Raw genomic sequence first — 20,978 nt, forward strand, 5'->3', positions numbered from 1 at the left:
AGCGGTGGACGGCCGCCCAGGCACCGGCGGCGGAAGAACCGCGGATCCTCCCGCGTTGCCAGGACAATGCGGATGACCGCGGAGGCCTGCGACAGATGGAGCGGCGACCATGCCCGAGAGGACCGGACCGTTCTGGGACGGGGTGGCGGGGCGTGCCCCGATGCCCCGCGCCGCGGCCACGCTGGGTCTTGAGTTCGTGGACGCCGATCCCGAACAGGGCACGATCGAGCTGGCGTTCACGGCGACTGAGGACTTCACCAACCCCGTGGGCAACGTCCTGGGAGCGTTCCTCTCCGCGATGCTGTACGACACCGTGGGCCCCGCCCTGCTCGCCACGGTAGGTCCCGAGGAGTTCCAGTCCACGCTGGAACTGAAGGTGAGCTTCCTGCGTCCGGCCCGTCCCGGACGGCTCGTCGGGAGGGGACGGGTGGTGCGCCGCGAGGGTGATCTGGCGTTCCTGGAGGCGTCTCTCTTCGACAGCGACGAGTCGACGATCGCCACGGCATCCGCCACCGCCCGGGTCATCGACCTGGCGGACGCGGCGTCCGCCGTCTGACGTTCGTGGGACGTCCTGCGGGGACGCGCCCCCGCCCTGCGTCGAATCCCCTGCCGCACACGGCTCTTGACGTGGTCCCCAGCGGCCCGCAGACTTCTGCGCAGCAGGGTAACGGCTTCGATAACGGCTGTTGACAGCTTCGGTGCGCCGACCCGGGTTTCTCGTCCCCACCCCGAGAGCAGCGTTGCCCCGGCTCGGCAGTGCGCCGGTCAACTCGGCCGGAAGCAGTTCCAGTTGCCCCGTGTACCACCTGACCAGTCGCACATCCGCGTGCCCCACCGCGCCCTGCCCGGATGAAGCACGCGCAGCCCGGTCCGTACGCGTCCGAGATCCGGTCCAGGAAAGGTCTGGTGCACTTCATGCGATCTGTCACCCGCCGTCTGAGCGCCCTCGTCCCAGCGGTCCTGCTGATGGCAGGCATGCAACTGGCCGGCTCCCCGGCCAGCGCGGCGCCTCCCCCCGCCGACGTACTGCTGGCCCCCACCGGGACGGAGATCCCGGGCAGCTGGATCGTCACCCTCAAGGACGGCACCAGGTCGGCCGACTCCGTCGCGGGTGAACTCACCCGCGGCAGCGGCCGTCTCGCACATGTCTACGATGACGTGCTGAATGGTTTCTCCGCGAAGATGACGGAGGCTCAGGCGCGCAAGCTGGCCACCGACCCCCGCGTCGCCCTCGTGGAACAGGACTCCAAGGTCACGGTCAGCGACACACAGGCCGACGCCACCTGGGGAATCGACCGGATCGACCAGCGCGACCTGCCGCTTGACAGCACGTACACCTACAACACCACGGCGTCCGGCGTGAACATCTACGTCATCGACACCGGAGTGCGCACCTCCCACAGCGAGTTCGGCGGCCGGGCGTCCATCGGCACCGACACCGTCGGCGACGGCCAGAACGGCAACGACTGCCACGGGCACGGCACTCACGTCGCGGGCACCACTGCCGGGTCGACGTACGGTGTGGCCAAGGAAGCCTCGGTCGTCGGCGTCCGGGTCCTCGACTGCAACGGTTCCGGCAGCACCTCCGGTGTGATCGCCGGTGTCGACTGGGTCACCGCCAACGCCGCCAAGCCCGCCGTCGCCAACATGAGCCTGGGCGGCAGCGCCAGCGACACACTCGACGACGCCGTGCGCAACTCCGTCTCGTCCGGCGTCAGTTACGCCATCGCCGCCGGCAACGGCAACTTCCTCGGATTCCCCGAGGACGCGTGCACGGTCAGCCCCGCCCGGGTGACCGAGGCGATCACGGTCGGCGCCACGGACAGCTCGGACGCACGCGCCTCCTTCTCCAACTACGGAACCTGCGTGGACCTGTTCGCCCCCGGTGTGGACGTCACGTCCGCCTGGAAGGACGACGACTCCTCCACCAGCACCATCAGCGGTACCTCCATGGCCTCGCCGCACACGGCCGGCGCCGCCGCCCTCTACCTGGCCGACCACCCCGGCGCCTCCCCCGCCGAGGTCCGCGACGCGCTCGTGGACAACGCCACGAACGACAAGGTCCAGGACCCGATGGCCGGTTCACCGAACAAGCTCCTCCACAGCCTGTTCTGATCCGGCGCGGCGGGGGCGGAGCATCCGTTCCTCCTCGCACCGGACTGCACCTCGCATCGCCAGGCCGGAGGGCGCGGACCCCGTCCGCGCGCTCCGGCACCCCCCTGCTCCCGATCCAGGAGTTGCCATGCGACTTCGTACACACCGAAAGCGGTCCACCGCCTTCGCCGCCCTGCTGGCGCTCGCACTCGCGGCGCCGCTCACCGCGAGCACCGTCGCCACCGCCTCTCCCCCGGCCCGGCCGTCCTCCGCGACCGCCGACGAGGAGATCAGGCAGTACGAGATCCACGGGCCGTCAACCGCGGCCGCCCGCACCGCACTCGCCGCCACCGGAGTCTCGATCGACGAGGTCCGCGACCACTCCGTGGTCGTCAGCGCCGACCCGTCCCAGACCCGCACGCTGCGGAAGCTCGGGCATACGCTGAAGAAACTGACCGGGCCTCCTGCCCGCACCGGCGGACGGGCCGCCGAACCTCGCGACTTCCCACCCGACGACTCGGGCTACCACAACTACGCCGAGGCGATGGACGAGATCGACCAGCGCATCGCGCAGAATCCCTCGATCATGAGCAAGACCGTCATCGGGAAGTCCCACGAAGGCCGGGACATCGTCGCCGTCAAGATCAGCGACAACGTCGGCACGGACGAGGACGAGCCCGAGGTCCTCTTCACCCACCATCAGCACGCCCGCGAGCACCTCACCGTCGAGATGGCGCTCTACCTGCTGCGCGAGTTCGGCGAGGACTACGCGAGCGACTCCCGGATAGCGGACGCCGTGAACGGCCGCGAGATCTGGATCGTGCCCGACCTCAACCCGGACGGCGGCGAGTACGACATCGAATCCGGCTCATACCGCAGCTGGCGCAAGAACCGGCAGCCCAACTCCGGTGCCGACGCCGTCGGTACGGACCTGAACCGCAACTGGGCCTACAAGTGGGGCTGCTGCGGCGGCTCCTCCGGCAGTGAGAGCTCCGAGACCTACCGGGGCGCGGCCGCCGAGTCGGCACCTGAGGTGAAGGTCGTCGCCGACTTCGTACGCTCCCGGGTGACCTCAGGCAAGCAGCAGATCAAGGCGGCCATCGACTTCCACACCTACAGCGAACTGGTGCTGTGGCCCTACGGATACACCCACGACGACACCGCCGAGGGGCTCACCCAGGACGACCGCGACGCCTTCGCCGCCGTCGGCGAGAAGATGGGCGCCAGCAACGGCTACACGGCCGAGCAGTCCAGCGACCTCTACGTCACGGACGGATCGGTCGACGACTGGCTGTGGGGCGACCAGAAGATCTTCGGCTACACCTTCGAGATGTATCCGGAGAGCATCGCCGGCGGCGGCTTCTACCCGCCCGACGAGGTCATCGAGCGCGAGACGAGCCGCAACCGCGACGCGGTGCTCCAGCTGATCGAGAACGCCGACTGCATGTACCGATCCATCGGCAAGGAAGCGGAGTACTGCACCGGCACCTGAGTCCGGGTGAATTCGCGCCACATCCCTGCCGGCGGCGTACGGGCACACGCTTCACGTGCCCGTACGCCGCCGGCAGACGTACGGCAGGGGCTCAGCCGTGAATCGTGCGACGGGACACCACGTGCCGACGGAGCACCTCCGGCAGTGGCTGTGTGCCGATGCCGGGGGTCCGCGGCACCCGGATGTGCCCCTCTTCCAGCTCGAAGGGCTCCGTCAGGTCCTCGGTGAAGTAACGGCGCGAGGCAGAGACGTCGCCCGGCAGTACGCAGCCCGGCAGTGCGGCGAGCGCGAGGTTGGGGGCCCGGCCGATGCCGGTCTCCAGCATGCCGCCGCACCACGCGGGCACGCCGTGGGCGGCGGCGACGTCGTGTACGCGGCGGGCCTCCAGATAGCCGCCCACCCGTGCGGGCTTGATGTTGACGACCCGGCAGGCGTCCAGGGCGATCGCCGTGGCGGCGTCGCGCGCCGAACCGATCGACTCGTCCAGGCAGAGGGGTGTGCGGACTTGCCGGGCGAGGCGGGCGTGGCCGTACATGTCGTCCTCGTCCAGCGGCTGTTCGATCAGGATCAGTCCGAACTCATCGAGCCGCCGCAGCTGTTCGGCGTCCGCGAGAGTGTAGGCGGTGTTGGCGTCGACCTGGAGCGGCAGCTCCTCGCCGAAGCGTTCACGCACGGCGCGTACCGGCCGCACATCCCAGCCCGGCTCGATCTTCAGCTTGATGCGGAGGTAGCCCTCGGCGAGATGACGCTCGACCTCGTCCAGCAGCTCACCGACCGAGTCCCGGATGCCGACCGACACCCCGGCGGGCACCCGGTCGCGGGTCGCGCCGAGGAACACCCCCATCGGCATTCCGTACGTGCGCAGTTCGGCGTCCAGCACGGCCGTCTCCAGCGTCGCCTTCGCGAGCGGATGCCCCTTCACGGCCGCCGTCGCCGGGCCGACCGCCGCGGCGGTCACCTCCGGCAGCGCGGTGACACGCGGCACCAGGTGGTCGGCGAGGACCAGTTCGGCGGCGGCGGTGAACTCGGAGCAGTACAGCGGCCCGGGGTCGGCCGCGAACTCCGACCATCCCTCCGCGGTATCGGTGACCACGCGCAGCAGGAAGGTGTCCTTGCTCTCCATCGTTCCGAAGGAGGTACGGAACGGAGTGACCAGGGGGACGGCCACCCTCAGCAGTTCGATGCGCTCGATCCTCATGCCGGGGTCCCCCTCCCCGCGCCGCCGCCGGTGTGGGTGTCCCCACGCCGGAGATGGCCGGGCGTCAGCAGATACCAGCCGTCGCGTGCCATCCAGGTCGCCGCGCACCCCTCGGCGAACGCCGCGACCATGACGTCACGGACCGCGTGCCGCCACCGGAGCGCGAGGCCCGGGTCCTCCTCCCGTAGCGCGACGACGTCGGCAGGCACCCGGCACCAGATGCGGCCGTCCCGCGCACGCGCGGTCAGCGGGCCGCCGTCCGGTGCGAGCCGGTCGGCCACCGCTTCCGTACGTACGTGTTCCGTACGTACGTGGGGCGCCCCTGGTGTGGGGGCTCCGGCGTGGGCGCCGTCGAGGAGGTCCCATGTCGCGGTCAGCCGGTCGCTCTCGTCGTTGTCGTTCACGCCGTCCCGCATCGGCCCGTAGAAGTCGACGAGGTACTCCGTGCAGTACGCACCGAGCTTCGCGAGGTTGAATCGCGCGTTGCGTCCCACCAGCGGGTCGAACGTCCACGCCATGGTCGTGGCACCGCGCTCCAGTGCCCAGGCACGCTGGGCCTGCTTGAGCGCGTAGCCGACGCCACGGCCCGAAGCGCGTGCCGCGGCCACCAGGGAGTAGAGCGTCCGGTCGGCCGGCGCCCCGAACACCCCTGCCGTCGCCCCGGCCAGCCGGCCTCCGCGTCGAAAGCACCGAGCAGACAGCCGCCCGCGTGCACGATGCTGTGCAGCAGTTCGGCCGGATACGGAGGGCTCTCCGGCGGGGTCCGCCACACTTCTGCCAGGAAGGCGGCGACGGCCGACACCCCGTCCACGCCGTCGACCTCCCGCATCTCCACTCCCGCGTCGCGTGCGGCTTCATCGGCTCTCGCCGCGGCTGCTGTTGGCGCTGCCGCACCCGCACCCGTTGCCGCTGCCGCAGCCGTCCCGGCCTCGCAGTTCGCACTCGTCATGGCTTCGAGTCTCGGGCGCCGTCCGCTCCCGTGAACTGGACAGCAGCGCAAGGCGGGCTCAAGATCGTTGTGCGATCGGCCAAAGCGGCCGAAAGCGATGCCGCGAAGACTCGGCGGCTGCCACACCGGTCCGGACAGGGAATGGACGTGATCTCACATGGAATCCGGTCACGTCAGACCCCCGTGCACTCTGGAACGGCTGTTTGAGGTGCTGGGTGAGCCGGTGATGCGGCTGCGCGCGGCGCCCGCCGGACCGAGTGCCGCGGTGGGCGAGGTCCTGCTGCACGATCCGCACTCACCGCTGCCCCGTTCCCCCGGAGGGCTGCTGCTCGCTGTCGGCGTCCGCTCCGCGGACCCGGCGGCGGCGGATCTGCTGTCCGAGGCAGCCGAAGCCGGGCTGTCGGGAGTCGTGATCAAGGAGCCCGGCCCGGCCGGCTCCGGCGGCGGGACCGAAGAGCCCACGGGCCGGGCGGGCAGCGCCGCGGACGCCGGTCCGGCGGAGAGCCCGCTGCTCGCTACGGCGCGGGCGCACGGCGTGGCACTGCTCACCGTCGACGCGGACGTCCCCTGGCACCATCTGCATCTGCTGATCGCCTCGGCGCTCAACGCGCAGCGCTCCGCGCCCGGTTCACCCGGCGCATCAGCGCTCGGCGACCTGTTCTCCCTCGCCGACGCCATGGCCACGGCCGTCGGCGGTGCCACCGCCATCGAGGACACGGGCCAGCGGATCCTCGCGTACTCCACGCTGCCGGGACAGACCGCCGACGAGGAGAGGCGGCAGGGCATCCTCGGCCTCCAGGTGCCGCCGGACGACGAGAGCGCGGAGGAGTACCGGGAGCTCTTCCGCACCGGCCGGGTGTGCCGTTTCCCCGCACGCGGCACCGGGCTGCCGCGCCTCGCGGTCGCCGTACGGGCGGGAGGCGAAGCGCTCGGGTCCGTCTGGGTCGTGGACGACGGGACGCTCGCGGACGACGCGGCGGACCTGCTGACGCAGGGCGCGTCGACGGTGGCACTGCACATGCTCCAGGCGCGGGCCGCCGAGGAACTCGCCCGCAGTCGCCAGGGCGATCTGCTGCGCCGCATCCTGGACGGCGGCCCGCGCTCCGGTCCCGCCGCGGCACGGCTCGGGCTGCGCGAGGACGCGGCGGTGCGGCTGGCCGCCTTCACCTTCGCCGAAGAACTGACCGCTGCGAGCGCCGACCAGACGGCGCTGCGCCTGCTCGATCTGGTCCGGCTGCAGTGCGAGGCCCGGTACGGGCTGCAGGCGTGCACTCTGGTCGACGGCGTCGTCTACGCCCTGCTGCCCGTGCCGGGCGAGCGTGATCTGCGGCGCCAGCGTCAGCTCGCCCGGGACATCACACTGCGGTCCGCCGCTTCGCTGCGCGTCCCGGTCGTCGCCGGGCTGAGCCCCGTCACCGAAGGGCCGGAGCGGGCCGCCGCCCTGCGGGCCGACACCGACCTCACGCTGCGCGTGCTGCTCCAACGGCGGCGGGACGGCGCGGATGTGACGGTGGCAGCCGTGGACGACGTACGGGCGAAAATCACCCTGCTCCGGCTCTCCGCTCTGCTCGCGGACCGCCCGGACATGACTGAGGGGCCGTGGCGGGACGTGCTCTCGCACGACGCTTCCCACGGCACCGAGTACGCCAGGACGCTGCTGGCCTACCTGGAAGCGGGATGTGACGTCGCGGGAGCGGCGAAGCGGCTCGCCGTGCATCCCAACACCTGCCGTTACCGGCTGCGGCAGATGCGGCAGCAGCTCGGCCTCGATCTGGACGACCCCGACGAACGGCTGGTGCTGTGGCTGCACTTGCGCACCCTGCGGCGGCCGGACGGGGACAGGGGCGAAGACGTCAGCCCGTGAGCCAGCCGCGCAGCCGCTCCTCGCAGTCGGTCAGCTGACGCACCGGCACATACTCGCCCGCGGTGTGTGCCAGCGACGGGTCGGCCGGGCCGTAGTTGAGCGCCGGCACCCCCAGCGCGGCGAACCGTGCGACATCGGTCCAGCCGAGCTTCGGCCGTGGGGCCCCGCCCAGTGCGGCCGTGAGGGAGGCGACGGCGGGAAGGTGCAGTCCCGTCGGGGCGCCCGCCGCCACGTCGGTCACCCGCAGCTCGCAGGCATCGTGGCCGCGGTGGCTGTCGTGACCGTTTTGGCCCTCATGGCCCTCAAGGCCGTCGAGGCCGTCGACGCCGTTGAGGAAGCCGCGCAGCCAGGACGTCGCCTCGTCGGGTGAACGGTTCGGCGCGAAGCGGAAGTTGACGGTGATCACGCATTCGTCGGGCACGACGTTCTCTGCCACTCCGGCCCGTACGGCGACCGCGTTCAGCCCTTCCCGGTAGACCAGTCCGTCGATCTCGACGTCCGTGGCATGCCGCGCCACGCGTTCGTCGTACTCCTCCAGTCGCCGAAGGAGATCCGCGGCCCGGTGTACGGCGTTGCGTCCTTGCCACGCGCGTGCGGTGTGCGCCCGTTCCCCGCGGACCGTGATCTCCGCCGTCACGATGCCCTGGCATCCCAACTCCACGCGCCCGTCGGAGGGTTCGAGCAGGATTGCCAGGTCGCCGTCGAGAAGGCCGGGGCGCACGGAGGCGATGCGGGCGAGTCCGTTGCGGTCGGCCGTGACCTCCTCGCACTCGTAGAAGACGTACGTCAGGTCGCGGACCGGCGCGCTCACCGTCGCGGCGAGGCGCAGCGCCACCGCGACGCCGCCCTTCATGTCGCAGGCCCCGAGCCCGTACAGGCGCCCGCCGTCCCGGCGTGAGGGAAGGTTGCCCGCCGCGGGCACTGTGTCCAAGTGCCCCGCGAGAACGGCGCGTTCAGGACGTCCGAGAGCGGTACGGGCGACGACGGAGTTGCCATGCCGCTCGACATCCAGATGCGGTACGGGTCGCAGCGCCGCCTCCACGGCGTCCGCCAGCGCTGCCTCCTCTCCGCTCTCGGAGGGGATGTCCACGAGCTGCCGGGCGAGTTCGGCGACATCGGCCGTGAGATCGAGAGCGTGCGGTCCTGCGGCGCCCGTGGCGCCGCCCGCGTTCACGTTCGCGTTTACGTCCGCGTTCAGGTTCAGGTTCACGTTCGCGTTCGGGTTCACGAGGTGGAGTCCCTCGCGGACTCGTCCGGGGCGGCGCGGTGGAGCGCCGAGTGCCGGATCCCGTAGAGAAGGTAGACGGCCAGCCCGGCGAGCATCCACATGGCGAAGACGAACCAGGTCTCCGCACCCAGGCTGGTCATCATGTACGCGCAGCAGGCCACCCCGAGCAGTGGAGTCAGCGGGGACAGCGGGACGCGGAAACCGCGCGGAGCGTCGGGGCGCCTGCGCCTGAGGATCACCACCGCGACGTTCACCAGGCCGAAGGCGAACAGCGTGCCGATGCTGGTGGCGTCGGCAAGGCTGCCCAGCGGGACGAGCGCGGCGAGCACCGCGATGAACAGGGCGACCAGCACGGTGTTGGCCCGCGGCACTCCGGTACGAGGGTGCACGCGGGAGAAGAGCCGCGGGATCAGCCGGTCGCGGGACATGGCGAAGAGGATGCGGGTCTGTCCGTAGAGCACGGCGAGCACCACGCTCGTCGTCGCCACGACCGCCCCCGCGGAGAGCACCACCGGCCACAGCACGCCTCCGCCGGCGCTGTGCACGAGCACCTGGCTCAGCGCCGCTTCCGTTCCCTCGAAGCGCTGCCACGGCATGGCACCCACCGCGGCCAGTGCAACCAGGCAGTAGACCACGGTGATGAGGACCAGGGAGAGGATGATCGCCCGGGGAAGGTCGCGTTGCGGATTCCTGGCCTCCTCACCCGCGGTGGAGGCCGCGTCGAACCCGATGTACGAGAAGAACAGGGTGGCTCCCGCCGCACTCACACCCGCGAAGCCGAGGGGGAAGAGCGGCTGGAAGTTGCCGGCATCCAGCGCGGTGAACGCCACCGCACAGAACACCAGCAGGGCGCCCACCTTGACGGCGACCATCGCCGCGTTCACCCGCGCGCTCTCCTTCGCGCCGCCCAGCAGCACGACCATGGCCAGCAACACGACGACCACGGCGGGTACGTTGACGATTCCTCCGCCGTCACCCATGGGCCGGCTGAGCGCGTCGGGCAGGGCGAAACCTGTCGTCAGCTGGAGCAGTTCGTTGACGTACTGCGCCCAGCCCACCGCGACGGCCGCGACCGACACCCCGTACTCAAGGATCAGACACCAGCCGCACACCCAGGCCACCAACTCGCCCAGCGTCGCGTAGGTGTAGGAGTACGAGGAGCCCGACGCCGGGATCATGCCTGCCAGTTCGGCGTAGGAAAGCGCCGAGAACAGAGCCGTGAGACCGGCGAGCACGAAGGACACCATCACGGCTGGCCCGGCCAGCGGCACCGCCTCACCGAGTACGACGAAGATGCCGGTGCCCAGCGTCGCCCCGACGCTGATCATCGTGAGCTGGCCGACGCCCAGCGTCCGCCGCAGCGGGCCGGCCGCGGCGGCCTGTGCCAGATCCTCGACGGGCTTGCGCCGCGCCATCCTCGCGGACAGGGCGCGGGTGCGCGTGCGCGTCCCGTACGGGCGGGGCTGCTCCTGGGCGTGCGGGTGACCGTTCCCTGACCGCTCGCTCCCTGACCGCGCGGGCGGCTCGGACCGCTCGGACCGCTCGTTCCCTGACCGCTCAGGCCGCTCGGGCCCTGAGGTGGCGGACCCGCCCGCTGCTTGCTGCTTCTCCGGCTCCACCGTGGCTTCCCTTCATCGCGAATGCGGCGATCATGCGCGATGGAGAGTGGTCATGTGCTGTCGCCCGAAGCCAACGAGACCCGGAAATGGCTGTCCGATCGGCCAAAGCGGTCCGGCATGCGCCGGGCCAGGGACGCGAGAGCAGAACGGCTGGAGAAACGGTGCCCGCGGCCGAGATGCCCGGGACACCGGGCGGGCGGCCGTCTCCGTCCGGCCCGAACCCGGTGCGCCGGGCGCCGCAAGCCCGGTTGGACACCCGCTCGGGCGGGCCGCGGACCGTCCGGCAGCGGACGTCAACGCCCGCCGGTCGACGGCCAGTTCCCGGACGAGCGCGTCGTCCGCGGCGAAGCGTGCAGTCGGCTGCCGAGTCCCGCCCCTTCATGAGTGAGGGCGGGGCCCGTCGTTCAGCGGTACCGTCCGAATCGCTCCGCGATGACCGGCAGCCGTTCGGCCGCGATGGCGTGGGCGGCCGCCCGCGGGGTCGTGCCGTCGGCTTCGGCGCGGGCGAGCATCAGGCCGGTCAGGGCGCGCATCGAGCGGCGGGTGTACGCGAACGCCTCATCGGCGTCGGCCCCGATGTCGCCGAAGAGCGTCCACCACCACCACGCGTTCGTACAGGAGTTGACGACGACGTCCGGCAGTACGGTGATTCCGCGTGCGGCGAGCAGTTCCTCGGCCTCCGGCAGCACCGGCATGTTGGCCGCCTCGACGACCCAACGGGCGGTGATCTGCGACTGGTTGACGGTGTCGACGGCGTACGAGACCGCCGCCGGGACCAGCACCTCCGCATCGGTGGCGAGCCAAGCGCCGCCCGGCAGCAGCCTGTTGCCCGGGGGCAGCGCCGAGCGGTCAACGGCGCCGTACGCGTCACGGGCCGCGAGGAGGACCTCCACGTCCAGCCCGCCGGGGTCGGCGATGGTCCCCTCGACGTCGGCCACCGCGACGATCTTCAGCCCGGCACGCGAGAGGAAGCGGGCCGTGGCGCCGCCCATGGTGCCCAGCCCCTGCACGGCGGCGCGGGCCGACCCGTACGCGACCCCTGCCCTGTCGAGTGCCGCGAGCACCGCTTCGGCGACGCCGCATCCGCCCACCAGCTCGTCGAGCCCGATGCCGTCCACTTCGACGGCGAAGGCCGCATCGAGCCGCCGCCGCGCGCTGCCCTCGTCGTCGAGAAGCGGGTAGACGGCCTGGATGGTGGAGGACAGGCCGGCTTCGGCGGCCGCGGAATCCACGGTCGTCTGCGTCAGTCCAAGGTCCTCGCCCGTGGTCCAGAAGTGCTCGATGTGCGGGCGCATCGCGCGCAGGTAGCGCACGAGTACGCCGTAGGCCTCCGGGTCCTGCGGATCGCAGTCGATGCCGCCCTTGGCTCCGCCGAGTGGAACGTAGCGGCCCTGCGGGTCGTAGTGCAGCGCCTCCTTCATCGTCATCCCGCGTGCCAGGCCCGCGACTTCGGCCGGCGTGCAGCCCTTGCGCATCCGCAGGCCGCCGCTGGAGACGCCTCGTACGAGACGGTCTATGACCAAGTAGCCCTCGCGGCCCGTCACATGGTCGGTCCACGTCAGGGAGACAAGCGGGGCGTGTGCGGGAGTCGTGCTCATCGCAGGGCCCGGTCCGGCATGGTGCCTCCAGGACGGTGACGGCGGTCGCAGCTGAACAGCGAGTCAGTATCAGGAGGCGTCGCAGCCATGTCAACGAGGCGCTTCACCGGACTGCGGGCCGGTCCCCAGGCGCGCGGCCGACCCCCGCACCCGTCCGCGGTGACGGCGAAGATCACCGCGAACCCGTCTGTGACTTCGGCCGCATCACCCTCGACAGCCGTCGCACATGGTGCTCTATTGGTTCTGCAAGCCAGGCCGGGAGAGCTCGCCGCTCACCTGGTACCGGCCCCCTCGCACCGCAATGGTTCTGTCGGCGACCGACGGCCACGCGGACGGCTTCACGGGGGCCGGCGATTTCGAGAAGCGTGCCGGGCCGTTCCGCCCAGGGCGCCGGCTCAACCTCCACATCCCTGCATCCGACCCAGCGCTCACCCATGACGCCGATGTCCGTTACGCCCCCTTCCGGGCTGATGGGTACCGGCTCTTCCGCCCCTGCCGCACCGAGGGGCGGCGCCCACTCCGACCGATCAAGAACCGCCCGGGGGAGAAAGTGGAAGTGAGATGTCCACCTCGTACGTGACCGAAGATCACGAGCGTCTTCGCCAGCAGGTGAGGGAATTCGCGGAGGCCAAGGTCGCCCCGCGGGTGGCGGAGATGGAATCCTCCGCGACCGTCGAACACGAAGTGTCCGCGCTGATCGCCCAGCAGGGCTGGATCGGCGTGACCATCGACCCCGCCTACGGCGGCATGGGCGCGGGCCACCTCGCCAAGACCATCGTCATCGAGGAGCTCTCACGCGTCAGCGGCGCCATGGGCGCGATGGTGCAGGCGTCCCAGCTGGGCGTTGCCAAGGTCATCCACTTCGGGACCGATCGGCAGAAGCGCGAATGGCTGCCGAGGTTCGCCGACGGTTCGTGCCTGCCCACCATCGCGGTCACCGAGCCGGGATCCGGCGGCCACGTCCTGGGCATGGAGGCCACCGCCCGCCGGGAGGACGGCGACTACGTCCTGAACGGCCGCAAGGTCTTCGTCGGCAACAGCCACGTCGGCGACGTGCACGGCTTCGTCGTCCGTACGGGCCCGGGCGCCAGGGGTCTGTCGGCGTTCCTCGTCGAGTCGGACCGGCCGGGCCTCTCGCTCACCCCCCACCAGCAAGCGATGGGCCTGCACGGCTTCAGCTTCGGCGAGCTCGTCCTCGACGACTGCCGGATACCGGCCGCCAATCTGATCGGGGAAGAGGGGGACGGCCTCGCCGTCGCGTACTCCTCCAGCATTCTCTACGGCCGGCCCAACCTGACGGCGGTCTCACTCGGCATCCACCAGGCGATCATGGACGAGACCACCCGCTTCGTACAGGAGCGCCGGCGCTACGGCGGCCCCCTGGCGGATCTTCCCACCGTCCGGCACAAGATCGGGCTGATGCAGTCGCGGCTGATGACCGCGAGGCTGACCGCCTACAACGCCGTGCACCTCCTGGACGAGGGCAAGCCGTGCGACGCGGAGCTGATGCACGCGAAGTACATCAACGTCGAAGCGGCCCTCGACTCCTCCCGCACCGCCATGGAGATCCACGCGGCTGCCGGCCTCCAGACCGACCGTCCCCTCGAACGCCTCGTCCGTGACGCGTACCACACCTACGCTCCCGCCGGCACGGGCGACATCCAGGTCCACCGCCTCGCCGAGACCGCCCTGGGCACCTCCCGCGGCCAGTGGTCACAACGGCTGGCGCCGCAGGCCTCCGCCCGGAGGCTGGGGGTGGCCTGACGGGGGCCGGTCTCCCGGCCGGGTCGATGTCCCGGGCTGCCGGTCCGGACGTGAGCGGGGGCTGCGGCACGCGATGTGTGGCAGCCCCCGGCCCGGTTACGGATCAGCCGCGCCGGTCGGCCGCCATCCCGACGAATGCGGTCCACGCCTCGGGCGCGACCGCGAGCACCGACCCGGCGGCAACCTTCGAGTCCCGCACATACACGGCGCCGGGCGCGGCGGCGACTTCCACGCACTCGCCGCCGCCGCCGTCGCTGTAGCTGCTCTTGAACCACGCCGACTCCGGAAGAGCCCACCCAGGTGTCTTGTCGCTCATTCCACTCCCAGCAGATCTTCGATGAAGGCCAGGGACTCGCTCGGGGTGAGCCCCTGTGACCGCAGGATGCTATAGCGCGATTCCAGTTCATGGACCCTTCGATGGCCCGTGTACATGCGACTGTCCTCCTGCACCTCCGTGTAGGCAATCCGCTGGCCCTCGCCGGTCTCGATCAAGGTGAACGGCCCGCCCATTGCCGCGTGATCCTCGCGGTCGGTGGGCATCACCTGGATCTCCACATTGCGCTTCTGCCCTGCCAGCAGAATCTGCTCCAGCTGTCCTCGAACGACGCCGCGGCCACCGATCGGTTTTCGGAGCACCACTTCCTCGATGACGAAGCTCAGCAGTGGTGCAGGTCTGCGGATAATGATCTCTTGACGGGCCATCCGCGCAGCCAATCTCTGCTCGATTACCTCGTCTTCCAGCAAGGGCCGTCGCATCCGGAAGACAGCTCCCGCGTACTCGGCTGTCTGCAAGAGGCCCGGCACCGCATGGTTCGCATACACGCACAGGCCGATGGCTCTGGCCTCCAACTTGGCCATGTCACGGAAGAACGCCGGGTATTGCGCCCGCAGGACCTCTTCCTTCAACGCCGTGAGCACTCCCCCGGCTTCCAGCACTTCGTCCGCGCGGTCGATGAGCCTGGGCGGCGGAATGCGCCGACCCTGCTCGAAGGAGGCGATGGACTGCGGGGCATAACCCGTGCGCTTCCCGAACTCCGCACGGTCCAGCCCTGCTTGGGTGCGCAGCAGCTTCAACTGGCGGCCGAACGCGACGACCACACCCGTCCCCGGCTCGTCCTCCGGACGCGCCGCGGCGTCGGCTCCCGGCTCACCCTCACCTTGCGTCATCGGCATCTCTGACCCCATCGGCGACCACTCCCCCGCCCAACGCCGTCCTCGCAACAGCGGTCACGCCGTGCATCGCGTACAACCACTGCCTGCAGCGCGTCACCACTGGTCACGCTACGCCACCCGCGGAAGCCCTGGGGCCGCATCCAGCGCGGCCGTCTCCCGGAAGGTGACGGGCAATGAGTTTCGCCGTGGTTGCCGGTCTGCATCCCCGACAGGCGATCAACCGCACTCGAGGAGAGCATCATGACCGCTGCCTACACATTCGACGTCTTCTCCAGCCTCGACGGCTTCGGCGCCGCCGGCGGCAACTGGACCGGCTACTGGGGCAAGCAAGGCCCCGAGCTTCTCGACCACCGCCTGGCCCTGTACCGCGAGGAGCAGCGGATGGTCCTCGGGGCCAACACGTACAGGGCGTTCGCGCAGATGCTGGCCTCGAGCACCGAGGAGTCCGACGTGCGTGACCCGTGGGTCACTCGGATGCGGGGCCTGCCGGCAACGGTGGTGTCGACCACACTGGAAGGGCCCCTCGACTGGCCGGATGCGGACCTCGTGAGCGGTGACGCCGTCGACGTCGTCGCGCGGCTCAAGGAGGAGTCCGACGTACCGCTGCGCTCACACGGCAGCCTGTCGATGAACCGGGCGCTGATGGCCGCCGGTCTGGTCGACCGCGTCCAGGTGACGCTCTTCCCGGTGATCACCGGTCAGACCGGGCTGGACCCGGTCTTCCAGGGTGCGGCCGACTTCGACCTCGAACTGACAGAGCGCCGGACGCTCGACGGCCACGTCCAAGAGCTCATCTACCGGCCCACCCTGCATGTCTGAGTCCATCCATGGCTGTGCGTGGCACCGGTTACCCTGCCCCGGCCCGCGTAACGGCAACTGTCACAGCTTGCCGTAGACGACTCCGCGCCATGTCCATCCGGCCTTGAGGACCGCATCTCTCAGAGGGTCTTTCAGGTCCGAGGTGTCGAAATTGAAGCTCTCCGTCATCCCAAGACGACCGTCGGCCCCTCGCCCGATCGTCCACTGCCGGGAGACAGTCTTCGCCTGTCCCCTGGTGTGGCTGGCTGCCACCGGAACACCCCCGATCCACTTGATCTTCCACTGGTGGTCGAGAGTACGAACCTCATGGTCCGCTGGTTCAAAGCGCATTCGGATCTGAAGAGCGCGGCTTATCTGGGTTCTTGCGAAGAAGGCTTGCCAGGCCGGCTCCCTTAGCCGCCACTCCGCGACAAGATCGGCCCCTTCGTCAGGTGTGCTGTTGCGCACGACGTATGGGACGTCCGGCCCGTTGAGCCCGAGGATCATGGCTCGCACGTCCTCGACGGGGCGCGGAGCGATCCCGCTATCCGGCCGTATGGTGCCGGTCAGTCTGTCGAAAAAGCCCATTGAAGCAACCTCTGAGGGTCTAGTTGTCTGGACAAGGTTCGCGGAAGCTACCGCGGTGGGCCATGACACTGCATCGGCTTCCGGTTGAACGGTGCGGACGCAGTCCTGGAAGCCGCCATGGACGGCGTCGTGTTGAGCCGCAGTGACTGTGGTTGCTCGGGGCTACCCGACGCGGGCCGGCTCTCGCATGCGCTGCACAGGCTCGTCGGCGATCTCGTCCAGTGGAGCCGCGCGTCCGGGCGGTAGACCTCCCCATCGGCGACCACTCCCCCGCCCCAACCCCGTCCTCGCAACGTCGGTCACGCCACGCATCGCGTACAACGCCCCGCACCCCCGCGTACAACGACCGGCTCGCAGCGCGTCACCACTGGTCACGCTACGCCACCGGCGGAAGCGTTGCGGGCATGACCAATGAGACGGTTCCACCTGTTCGCGTGGCTCATGTTCCAGCCCGCGTAGGCCACTTCGCGATGCGGTTCAGCTCCACCCCGCGCGGGGCACGCCTCGCCCGCCGCCTGGCCGGGAACAGGCTGGAGACGTGGGACATCCCGTACGACAGCACCGCGCACGACGCTCTGACCCTGATCGTCGCCGAGCTCGCCGCCAACGCGGTGCAGCACGGCCGGGTTCCGGGCCGCGACTTCCGTCTGGTGCTGACCGCGCTCGGCTCGACCGTGCGCGTCGAGGTCACCGACACCCGGTCCGAGTGCGTGCCCGTCGCCTCCGCACGGTCCGACAGCTGCGACAGCGGCCAGGGCCTGCTGCTCGTCGCGGCGCTCGCGGCCCACTGGGGCTGGCGGCCGCGCGGTGACGGACCGGGCAAGACCGTGTGGGCGGAGTATCAACTCCCGTACTGCCGCTGACCGTTGCCGTACTCCTCACCGGTCAGGTGCCGTACTCGTCACCGGTCAGGCCGTGTTCGGGGCCGACGGCGACGGCATGCGGATAGCCTCCAGCTCTGGGGACCGCACCGAAAGAGGGGGAATTTCCGTGGCACAGTTCGACTACGTCATCGTCGGCGCCGGCACCGCGGGGTGCGTGCTCGCCAACCGGCTCTCCGCAGCCCCCGGCGTGAACGTCCTGTTGGTCGAGGCAGGCGGGCAGGACACGAACCCACTCATCGCCGTGCCGCGAGGATTCGGTGAACTGCTGGGCGACCCCACCACCGCGTGGCACTATCCGACCCGCCCGTTCGGGCCGGCCCAGCAGATCGAGCACTGGGTGCGGGGCAAGACCCTCGGTGGGTCGAGTTCGGTCAACGGCATGGTGTACACCCGCGGGAACCGCGCCGACTACGACGCGCTGGCCGCCCTCGGCAACCCTGGGTGGGGCTGGGACGACATGCTCCCGGTCTTCAGGACGATCGAGGACAACGAGCTCGGGGCCTCCGAACTGCGCGGTGCGGGCGGCCCGTTGCACGTGTCGACCACGGACGGCGGTGACCCGCTGCTCGAGGACGTGATCACCGCTGGTACCGAGCTCGGATGGCAGCGGACGCGGGACCACAACGAGGCCGACGACGAACGCATCGGCTACACGATGACGACGATCCGCGACGGCCGGCGGTGCAGCGCGGCAGACGCGTTCCTCCACCCGGTCATGGACCGGCCCAACCTGACCGTCGCGCTGCGCACATCCGTCGACCGGGTCGTGCTCGACGGTGCCCGGGCAGTCGGCATCCAGGGCCGGCAGGACGGACGGGCCGTCGAGTACCGCGCCACGCGCGAGGTGATCCTTTCCTCCGGTGCGCTGGCCACGCCGAAGATCCTGCAGCTGTCCGGTATCGGGGATCACGCGACACTGGCCGCCGCCGGGGTCGGCGTCGTGGTGGACAGCCCGAACGTCGGCGCCCGGATGCGCGAACACCGCGTGTTCTTACTGCAGTTCCGGCTCACCGAGGACATCGGGTACAACCGCCTTCTCGGCACTCCGGAGGGCGTGAAGCAGGCGCAGGCTGAGTACGAAGCGACCGGGGGCGGGCCGATGGCCGCGCCGGCGTCCGACATCGTCGGTTTCCTCAAGACCCGCACGGAGCTCGACCGCCCCGACGCGCAACTGCAGATCGCGCCGTACTCGCTGCTGCCCCCCGAGCCCGGCAAGAGCATCCAGGCCGAGCGGGAGCCGGGCATGATGTGCCTCGCCTACATGCTGCGCCCGGACAGCGAAGGCGGCGTCCGCATCACGTCGGCGGATCCGGACGCATCGCTGGACATCGACCCGGGCTACTTCGCCACCGAGCACGACCGCACGACCTCCGTGGACGTCTTCCGCGCCGTCCGCCGGCTCTTCTCCACCGCGCCGCTCACGAACCGGATCGAGCACGAAACCGCGCCGGGACACGAGGTGCAGACCGACCAGGAGATCATCGACGCCGGGCTGGTCGCGGGCGGCTGCGGGTACCACGCCATCGGGACCGCCGCCATGGGGCCGAACGACGACGACGTGGTCGACTCGCGCCTGCGCGTCCGCGGCGTGGCCAATCTGCGTGTCGTGGACGCCTCGGTGCTGCCGATCATGGTTTCCGGCAACCTCAACGGGCCGGTCTCAGCGCTGGCCTGGCGCGCGGCCGACTTCATCCTCGGAGACGCCTGACCGCAGCTGACGCGGCGCCGCCGGCCAAACGCGACGCCGACGCCCGCCAAGTATGAACTCCGGCCGCACGGCCGACAGTTGCTCGTGGGTGCGCGACGTGGCGCGTTGGAGTGTGCCGTGCCCGGACCGGCACCCCGTCCAAGCCCACGACCACCTCACCCGTGGCGTTCGATGCGTGCTGCAGAACCAGCCAACCGCAGTACCCGGTCGCGGACTGCGGCCCGCGCGGGCCGTACCGCGGACAGACCTTTCCAGTCGGCGGCGTTGACTTGTCGCAAAGCTTGACGCACTGTACTGAGACAAGGCTTGAGACATAGGGTGATGCTGAAAGGAAGGTTGCCGGATGACTGACCAGTCGATGGGTCCGACGGATATAAAGCGGGTCAGCGTGTGGTTGGCCATGCACGGCCTGGCCGACGTCCGGCCGACACCGTTGCTGGCCACGCGTCTGGCGGCCCGGCAACGTGCCCGTCTGGCAGCTGCTGTCCTGCCTGCCGCGTTCATCCTCGCGGTCGCCCTTGTCTACTCCGTCGACCGGACTGCCGGCGCCGCGGTTGACGGGTCCGGGTCGTACCCGCGCTGGTCGCTGCTGGTCTTGACGTTGCTGGTGGTGGGGTTGGTGCTGGCCCAGTCGCTGCTGGGCTTGTGGGTGCGGCGGGTCGACCGGCGGGCCGGCGCGACGTTGCCGCGACGGGCGGCCCACCCGGTCCGGCTCGGCTGGCGCACCGTGCTCGGCGGTCCGCGTGCCGCGTTCGCGGTTGCCACCTTCGCGGGCGCGACGGTGCTGGCGATCGGTGCCCTGACCGTGCAGGACTCCACCGCGCGGTACGCGGCACTGATCCTGCTCATCGGGCTGTGCGGGGTCGCGGTCGGCATGATTGTCCAGCTGCGCCATGTTCTGACGCACCCGGTCGTGGCCGACGACGAGGCCTCGCTGACCGCCGACGGCATCATGCGGGGCGAGGACGCCCGCGACGCCACCACACCAACCGTGGTGTGGTGCCTGCCGACCGTTTCGGTGCTCGACACCGTGCCTGACTGGTGGATCACTGCCTGGATTGTCTTCGTCGCCCTGGGCGCGTTCACGCTCGCCCTGATCACTGTGTGGACCGCGCTAGCGGCACGGCGGCGCGGGCACGCCACGAGCGCACCGGCGAACCGATGATCGTCATCGACTCGGCGTCGCCCATCCCGCCGTTCGAGCAGCTCCGCGCCCAGCAGCTCGCCCGGCAGATCCAGGACCGCACACCGACCGTGGGCACCAAGCTGCCGACCATCGCCGCCTGGCCGTCAGCACCGTCGGCCGGGCCTACCGGGAGCCGGCCCCGTTCACCGGGCTGAGCCCGGTACTCGACCAACAATGGGACTGCCGCAAGAGTGGCCCGATGGGAGACGGCTCCCCACCTCACCGTCTCGGAGGATGCTCAGTCGAGACAGAACTCGTTGCCCTCGATGTCCAGCATTGGGATGCACGACTCGTTCTCCTCATCGGCATACAGCGTTTGCACGTGGGTGGCGCCGAGCGCGACCAGCCGTGCGCATTCGGCCTCAAGCGTGGCCAGACGCTCTTCGCCTACGAGTCCGGTGCCGGCCCGCACGTCAAGATGCACCCGGTTCTTGGCGGCCTTGCCTTCGGGAACGCGTTGAAAGAACAGTCGCGGGCCCACACCTGAGGGATCAACGCATACGAACCACGAACCCCGCTCCTCAGGAGGCTGGGAGCGGTCGAAAGCGTCCCAAGTGGCGAACCCCTCCGGTGGCGGCGGTACGACGTACCCCAACACCTCGCACCAGAATCGAGCGACGCGCTCAGGTTCCGCGCAGTCGAAGGCGACTTGGAACTGCTTGACCGATGACATCGGCGCACCATAGCAGGGGGCCCTGTTGCTCATCTCCCGGTTTGAATCCGCATGTTGCCGGGTGCACGGCGACGAACTGTCAGCCACGCCGAGCTCGGTGCCGACGCATGTTCTGGCGCACGTACGCGGCCCCCGGTCGCCCGAGTGCCGGGCGGCCGGGGG

General features: G+C 70.4%; 19 protein-coding genes. 10 read left to right on the forward strand and 9 right to left on the reverse strand.

The genetic code is table 11. The annotated features are described in order from the left end of the window. Window positions 1–109: 109 nt before the first annotated feature. The 3 genes from ACSMXX_RS03800 to ACSMXX_RS03810 all read left to right on the forward strand — a co-directional run bounded on the left by ACSMXX_RS03800 (window position 110) and on the right by ACSMXX_RS03810 (window position 3,586). The gene (locus tag ACSMXX_RS03800) at window positions 110–556 is read left to right on the forward strand and encodes a PaaI family thioesterase (RefSeq protein WP_473182614.1); all 447 of its coding nucleotides are present in this window, start codon (window positions 110–112) and stop codon (window positions 554–556) included. Window positions 557–915: 359 nt separating this feature from the next. Then, the gene (locus ACSMXX_RS03805; protein WP_473182615.1) at window positions 916–2,115 is read left to right on the forward strand and encodes a S8 family peptidase; all 1,200 of its coding nucleotides are present in this window, start codon (window positions 916–918) and stop codon (window positions 2,113–2,115) included. 127 nt (window positions 2,116–2,242) lie between these two features. After that, entirely contained in the window at window positions 2,243–3,586 is a 1,344-nt protein-coding gene (locus tag ACSMXX_RS03810) for a M14 family metallopeptidase (protein WP_473182616.1), read from the forward strand. Between the two features lie 91 nt (window positions 3,587–3,677). Here the strand turns inward: ACSMXX_RS03810 and menC are convergent, their stop codons facing one another. Next, window positions 3,678–4,784, reverse strand: coding sequence for an o-succinylbenzoate synthase (menC, locus tag ACSMXX_RS03815; protein WP_473182617.1), 1,107 nt, complete (start codon window positions 4,782–4,784; stop codon window positions 3,678–3,680). Beyond that, entirely contained in the window at window positions 4,781–5,431 is a 651-nt protein-coding gene (locus ACSMXX_RS03820; protein WP_473182618.1) for a chorismate synthase, read from the reverse strand. Before ACSMXX_RS03820 ends, menC begins: the two co-directional genes overlap by 4 nt. Window positions 5,432–5,890: 459 nt before the next feature. Here ACSMXX_RS03820 and ACSMXX_RS03825 point away from each other — a divergent pair, with 459 nt between their 5' ends. Then, window positions 5,891–7,597, forward strand: coding sequence for a helix-turn-helix domain-containing protein (locus ACSMXX_RS03825; RefSeq protein ID WP_473182619.1), 1,707 nt, complete (start codon window positions 5,891–5,893; stop codon window positions 7,595–7,597). Here the strand turns inward: ACSMXX_RS03825 and dapE are convergent. The 3 genes from dapE to ACSMXX_RS03840 form a co-directional block, all read right to left on the reverse strand. Continuing rightward, window positions 7,587–8,771: a succinyl-diaminopimelate desuccinylase gene (gene dapE / locus ACSMXX_RS03830; protein WP_473184614.1), complete on the reverse strand. Its 1,185-nt coding sequence runs from the start codon at window positions 8,769–8,771 to the stop codon at window positions 7,587–7,589. The genes ACSMXX_RS03825 and dapE overlap by 11 nt on opposite strands. Window positions 8,772–8,821: 50 nt before the next feature. Next, a complete protein-coding gene (locus ACSMXX_RS03835; protein WP_473184615.1) occupies window positions 8,822–10,252 on the reverse strand; it encodes an amino acid permease in 1,431 nt (476 codons plus the stop codon). Window positions 10,253–10,848: 596 nt separating this feature from the next. Continuing rightward, window positions 10,849–12,042, reverse strand: coding sequence for a Glu/Leu/Phe/Val dehydrogenase dimerization domain-containing protein (locus ACSMXX_RS03840; protein ID WP_473182620.1), 1,194 nt, complete (start codon window positions 12,040–12,042; stop codon window positions 10,849–10,851). A 561-nt stretch (window positions 12,043–12,603) separates the two neighbouring features. Between ACSMXX_RS03840 and ACSMXX_RS03845 the strand changes: the two genes are divergently transcribed. After that, complete coding sequence (locus ACSMXX_RS03845) at window positions 12,604–13,806, forward strand: acyl-CoA dehydrogenase family protein (protein ID WP_473182621.1); 1,203 nt, start codon at window positions 12,604–12,606, stop codon at window positions 13,804–13,806. Between the two features lie 103 nt (window positions 13,807–13,909). On the opposite strand, the gene ACSMXX_RS03850 is transcribed toward ACSMXX_RS03845, so the two are convergent. Further along, on the reverse strand, window positions 13,910–14,122 hold the full coding sequence (locus ACSMXX_RS03850) for a DUF397 domain-containing protein (protein ID WP_473182622.1): 213 nt from the start codon (window positions 14,120–14,122) through the stop codon (window positions 13,910–13,912). After that, on the reverse strand, window positions 14,119–14,973 hold the full coding sequence (locus ACSMXX_RS03855; RefSeq protein ID WP_473184616.1) for a helix-turn-helix domain-containing protein: 855 nt from the start codon (window positions 14,971–14,973) through the stop codon (window positions 14,119–14,121). The genes ACSMXX_RS03850 and ACSMXX_RS03855 overlap by 4 nt, the downstream gene beginning before the upstream one ends. A gap of 246 nt (window positions 14,974–15,219) precedes the next feature. On the opposite strand from ACSMXX_RS03855, the gene ACSMXX_RS03860 reads away from it, so the two are divergent. Next, window positions 15,220–15,798 (forward strand): dihydrofolate reductase family protein, encoded by a 579-nt coding sequence (locus ACSMXX_RS03860; RefSeq protein ID WP_473182623.1) that lies wholly within the window; start codon window positions 15,220–15,222, stop codon window positions 15,796–15,798. A gap of 60 nt (window positions 15,799–15,858) precedes the next feature. On the opposite strand, the gene ACSMXX_RS03865 is transcribed toward ACSMXX_RS03860, so the two are convergent. Further along, window positions 15,859–16,365 carry a hypothetical protein gene (locus ACSMXX_RS03865; RefSeq protein ID WP_473182624.1) on the reverse strand — a complete coding sequence of 169 codons (507 nt, stop codon included), beginning with the start codon at window positions 16,363–16,365 and terminating at the stop codon, window positions 15,859–15,861. A 404-nt stretch (window positions 16,366–16,769) separates the two neighbouring features. Between ACSMXX_RS03865 and ACSMXX_RS03870 the strand changes: the two genes are divergently transcribed. The 4 genes from ACSMXX_RS03870 to ACSMXX_RS03885 all read left to right on the forward strand — a co-directional run bounded on the left by ACSMXX_RS03870 (window position 16,770) and on the right by ACSMXX_RS03885 (window position 20,298). Next, on the forward strand, window positions 16,770–17,228 hold the full coding sequence (locus ACSMXX_RS03870) for an ATP-binding protein (protein WP_473182625.1): 459 nt from the start codon (window positions 16,770–16,772) through the stop codon (window positions 17,226–17,228). Between the two features lie 127 nt (window positions 17,229–17,355). Continuing rightward, entirely contained in the window at window positions 17,356–18,957 is a 1,602-nt protein-coding gene (locus ACSMXX_RS03875; RefSeq protein WP_473182626.1) for a GMC family oxidoreductase, read from the forward strand. Between the two features lie 343 nt (window positions 18,958–19,300). Continuing rightward, entirely contained in the window at window positions 19,301–20,122 is an 822-nt protein-coding gene (locus ACSMXX_RS03880) for a hypothetical protein (RefSeq protein ID WP_473182627.1), read from the forward strand. Then, complete coding sequence (locus tag ACSMXX_RS03885) at window positions 20,119–20,298, forward strand: hypothetical protein (RefSeq protein ID WP_473182628.1); 180 nt, start codon at window positions 20,119–20,121, stop codon at window positions 20,296–20,298. Before ACSMXX_RS03880 ends, ACSMXX_RS03885 begins: the two co-directional genes overlap by 4 nt. 83 nt (window positions 20,299–20,381) lie before the next feature. Here the strand turns inward: ACSMXX_RS03885 and ACSMXX_RS03890 are convergent, their stop codons facing one another. After that, entirely contained in the window at window positions 20,382–20,816 is a 435-nt protein-coding gene (locus tag ACSMXX_RS03890; RefSeq protein WP_473182629.1) for a VOC family protein, read from the reverse strand. Window positions 20,817–20,978: the final 162 nt, after the last annotated feature.

This window comes from Streptomyces sp. DSM 116795 (assembly GCF_055792905.1).

Coding starts and splice junctions, on each gene's coding strand:
- ACSMXX_RS03800 (WP_473182614.1), top strand. CDS start 110: ATGCCCGAGAGGACCGGACCGTTCTGGGACGGGGTGGCGGGGCGTGCC.
- ACSMXX_RS03805 (WP_473182615.1), top strand. CDS start 916: ATGCGATCTGTCACCCGCCGTCTGAGCGCCCTCGTCCCAGCGGTCCTG.
- ACSMXX_RS03810 (WP_473182616.1), top strand. CDS start 2,243: ATGCGACTTCGTACACACCGAAAGCGGTCCACCGCCTTCGCCGCCCTG.
- menC (WP_473182617.1), bottom strand. CDS start 4,784: ATGAGGATCGAGCGCATCGAACTGCTGAGGGTGGCCGTCCCCCTGGTC.
- ACSMXX_RS03825 (WP_473182619.1), top strand. CDS start 5,891: ATGGAATCCGGTCACGTCAGACCCCCGTGCACTCTGGAACGGCTGTTT.
- ACSMXX_RS03840 (WP_473182620.1), bottom strand. CDS start 12,042: ATGAGCACGACTCCCGCACACGCCCCGCTTGTCTCCCTGACGTGGACC.
- ACSMXX_RS03845 (WP_473182621.1), top strand. CDS start 12,604: ATGTCCACCTCGTACGTGACCGAAGATCACGAGCGTCTTCGCCAGCAG.
- ACSMXX_RS03850 (WP_473182622.1), bottom strand. CDS start 14,122: ATGAGCGACAAGACACCTGGGTGGGCTCTTCCGGAGTCGGCGTGGTTC.
- ACSMXX_RS03855 (WP_473184616.1), bottom strand. CDS start 14,973: ATGACGCAAGGTGAGGGTGAGCCGGGAGCCGACGCCGCGGCGCGTCCG.
- ACSMXX_RS03860 (WP_473182623.1), top strand. CDS start 15,220: ATGACCGCTGCCTACACATTCGACGTCTTCTCCAGCCTCGACGGCTTC.
- ACSMXX_RS03865 (WP_473182624.1), bottom strand. CDS start 16,365: ATGGGCTTTTTCGACAGACTGACCGGCACCATACGGCCGGATAGCGGG.
- ACSMXX_RS03870 (WP_473182625.1), top strand. CDS start 16,770: ATGACCAATGAGACGGTTCCACCTGTTCGCGTGGCTCATGTTCCAGCC.
- ACSMXX_RS03880 (WP_473182627.1), top strand. CDS start 19,301: ATGACTGACCAGTCGATGGGTCCGACGGATATAAAGCGGGTCAGCGTG.
- ACSMXX_RS03885 (WP_473182628.1), top strand. CDS start 20,119: ATGATCGTCATCGACTCGGCGTCGCCCATCCCGCCGTTCGAGCAGCTC.
- ACSMXX_RS03890 (WP_473182629.1), bottom strand. CDS start 20,816: ATGTCATCGGTCAAGCAGTTCCAAGTCGCCTTCGACTGCGCGGAACCT.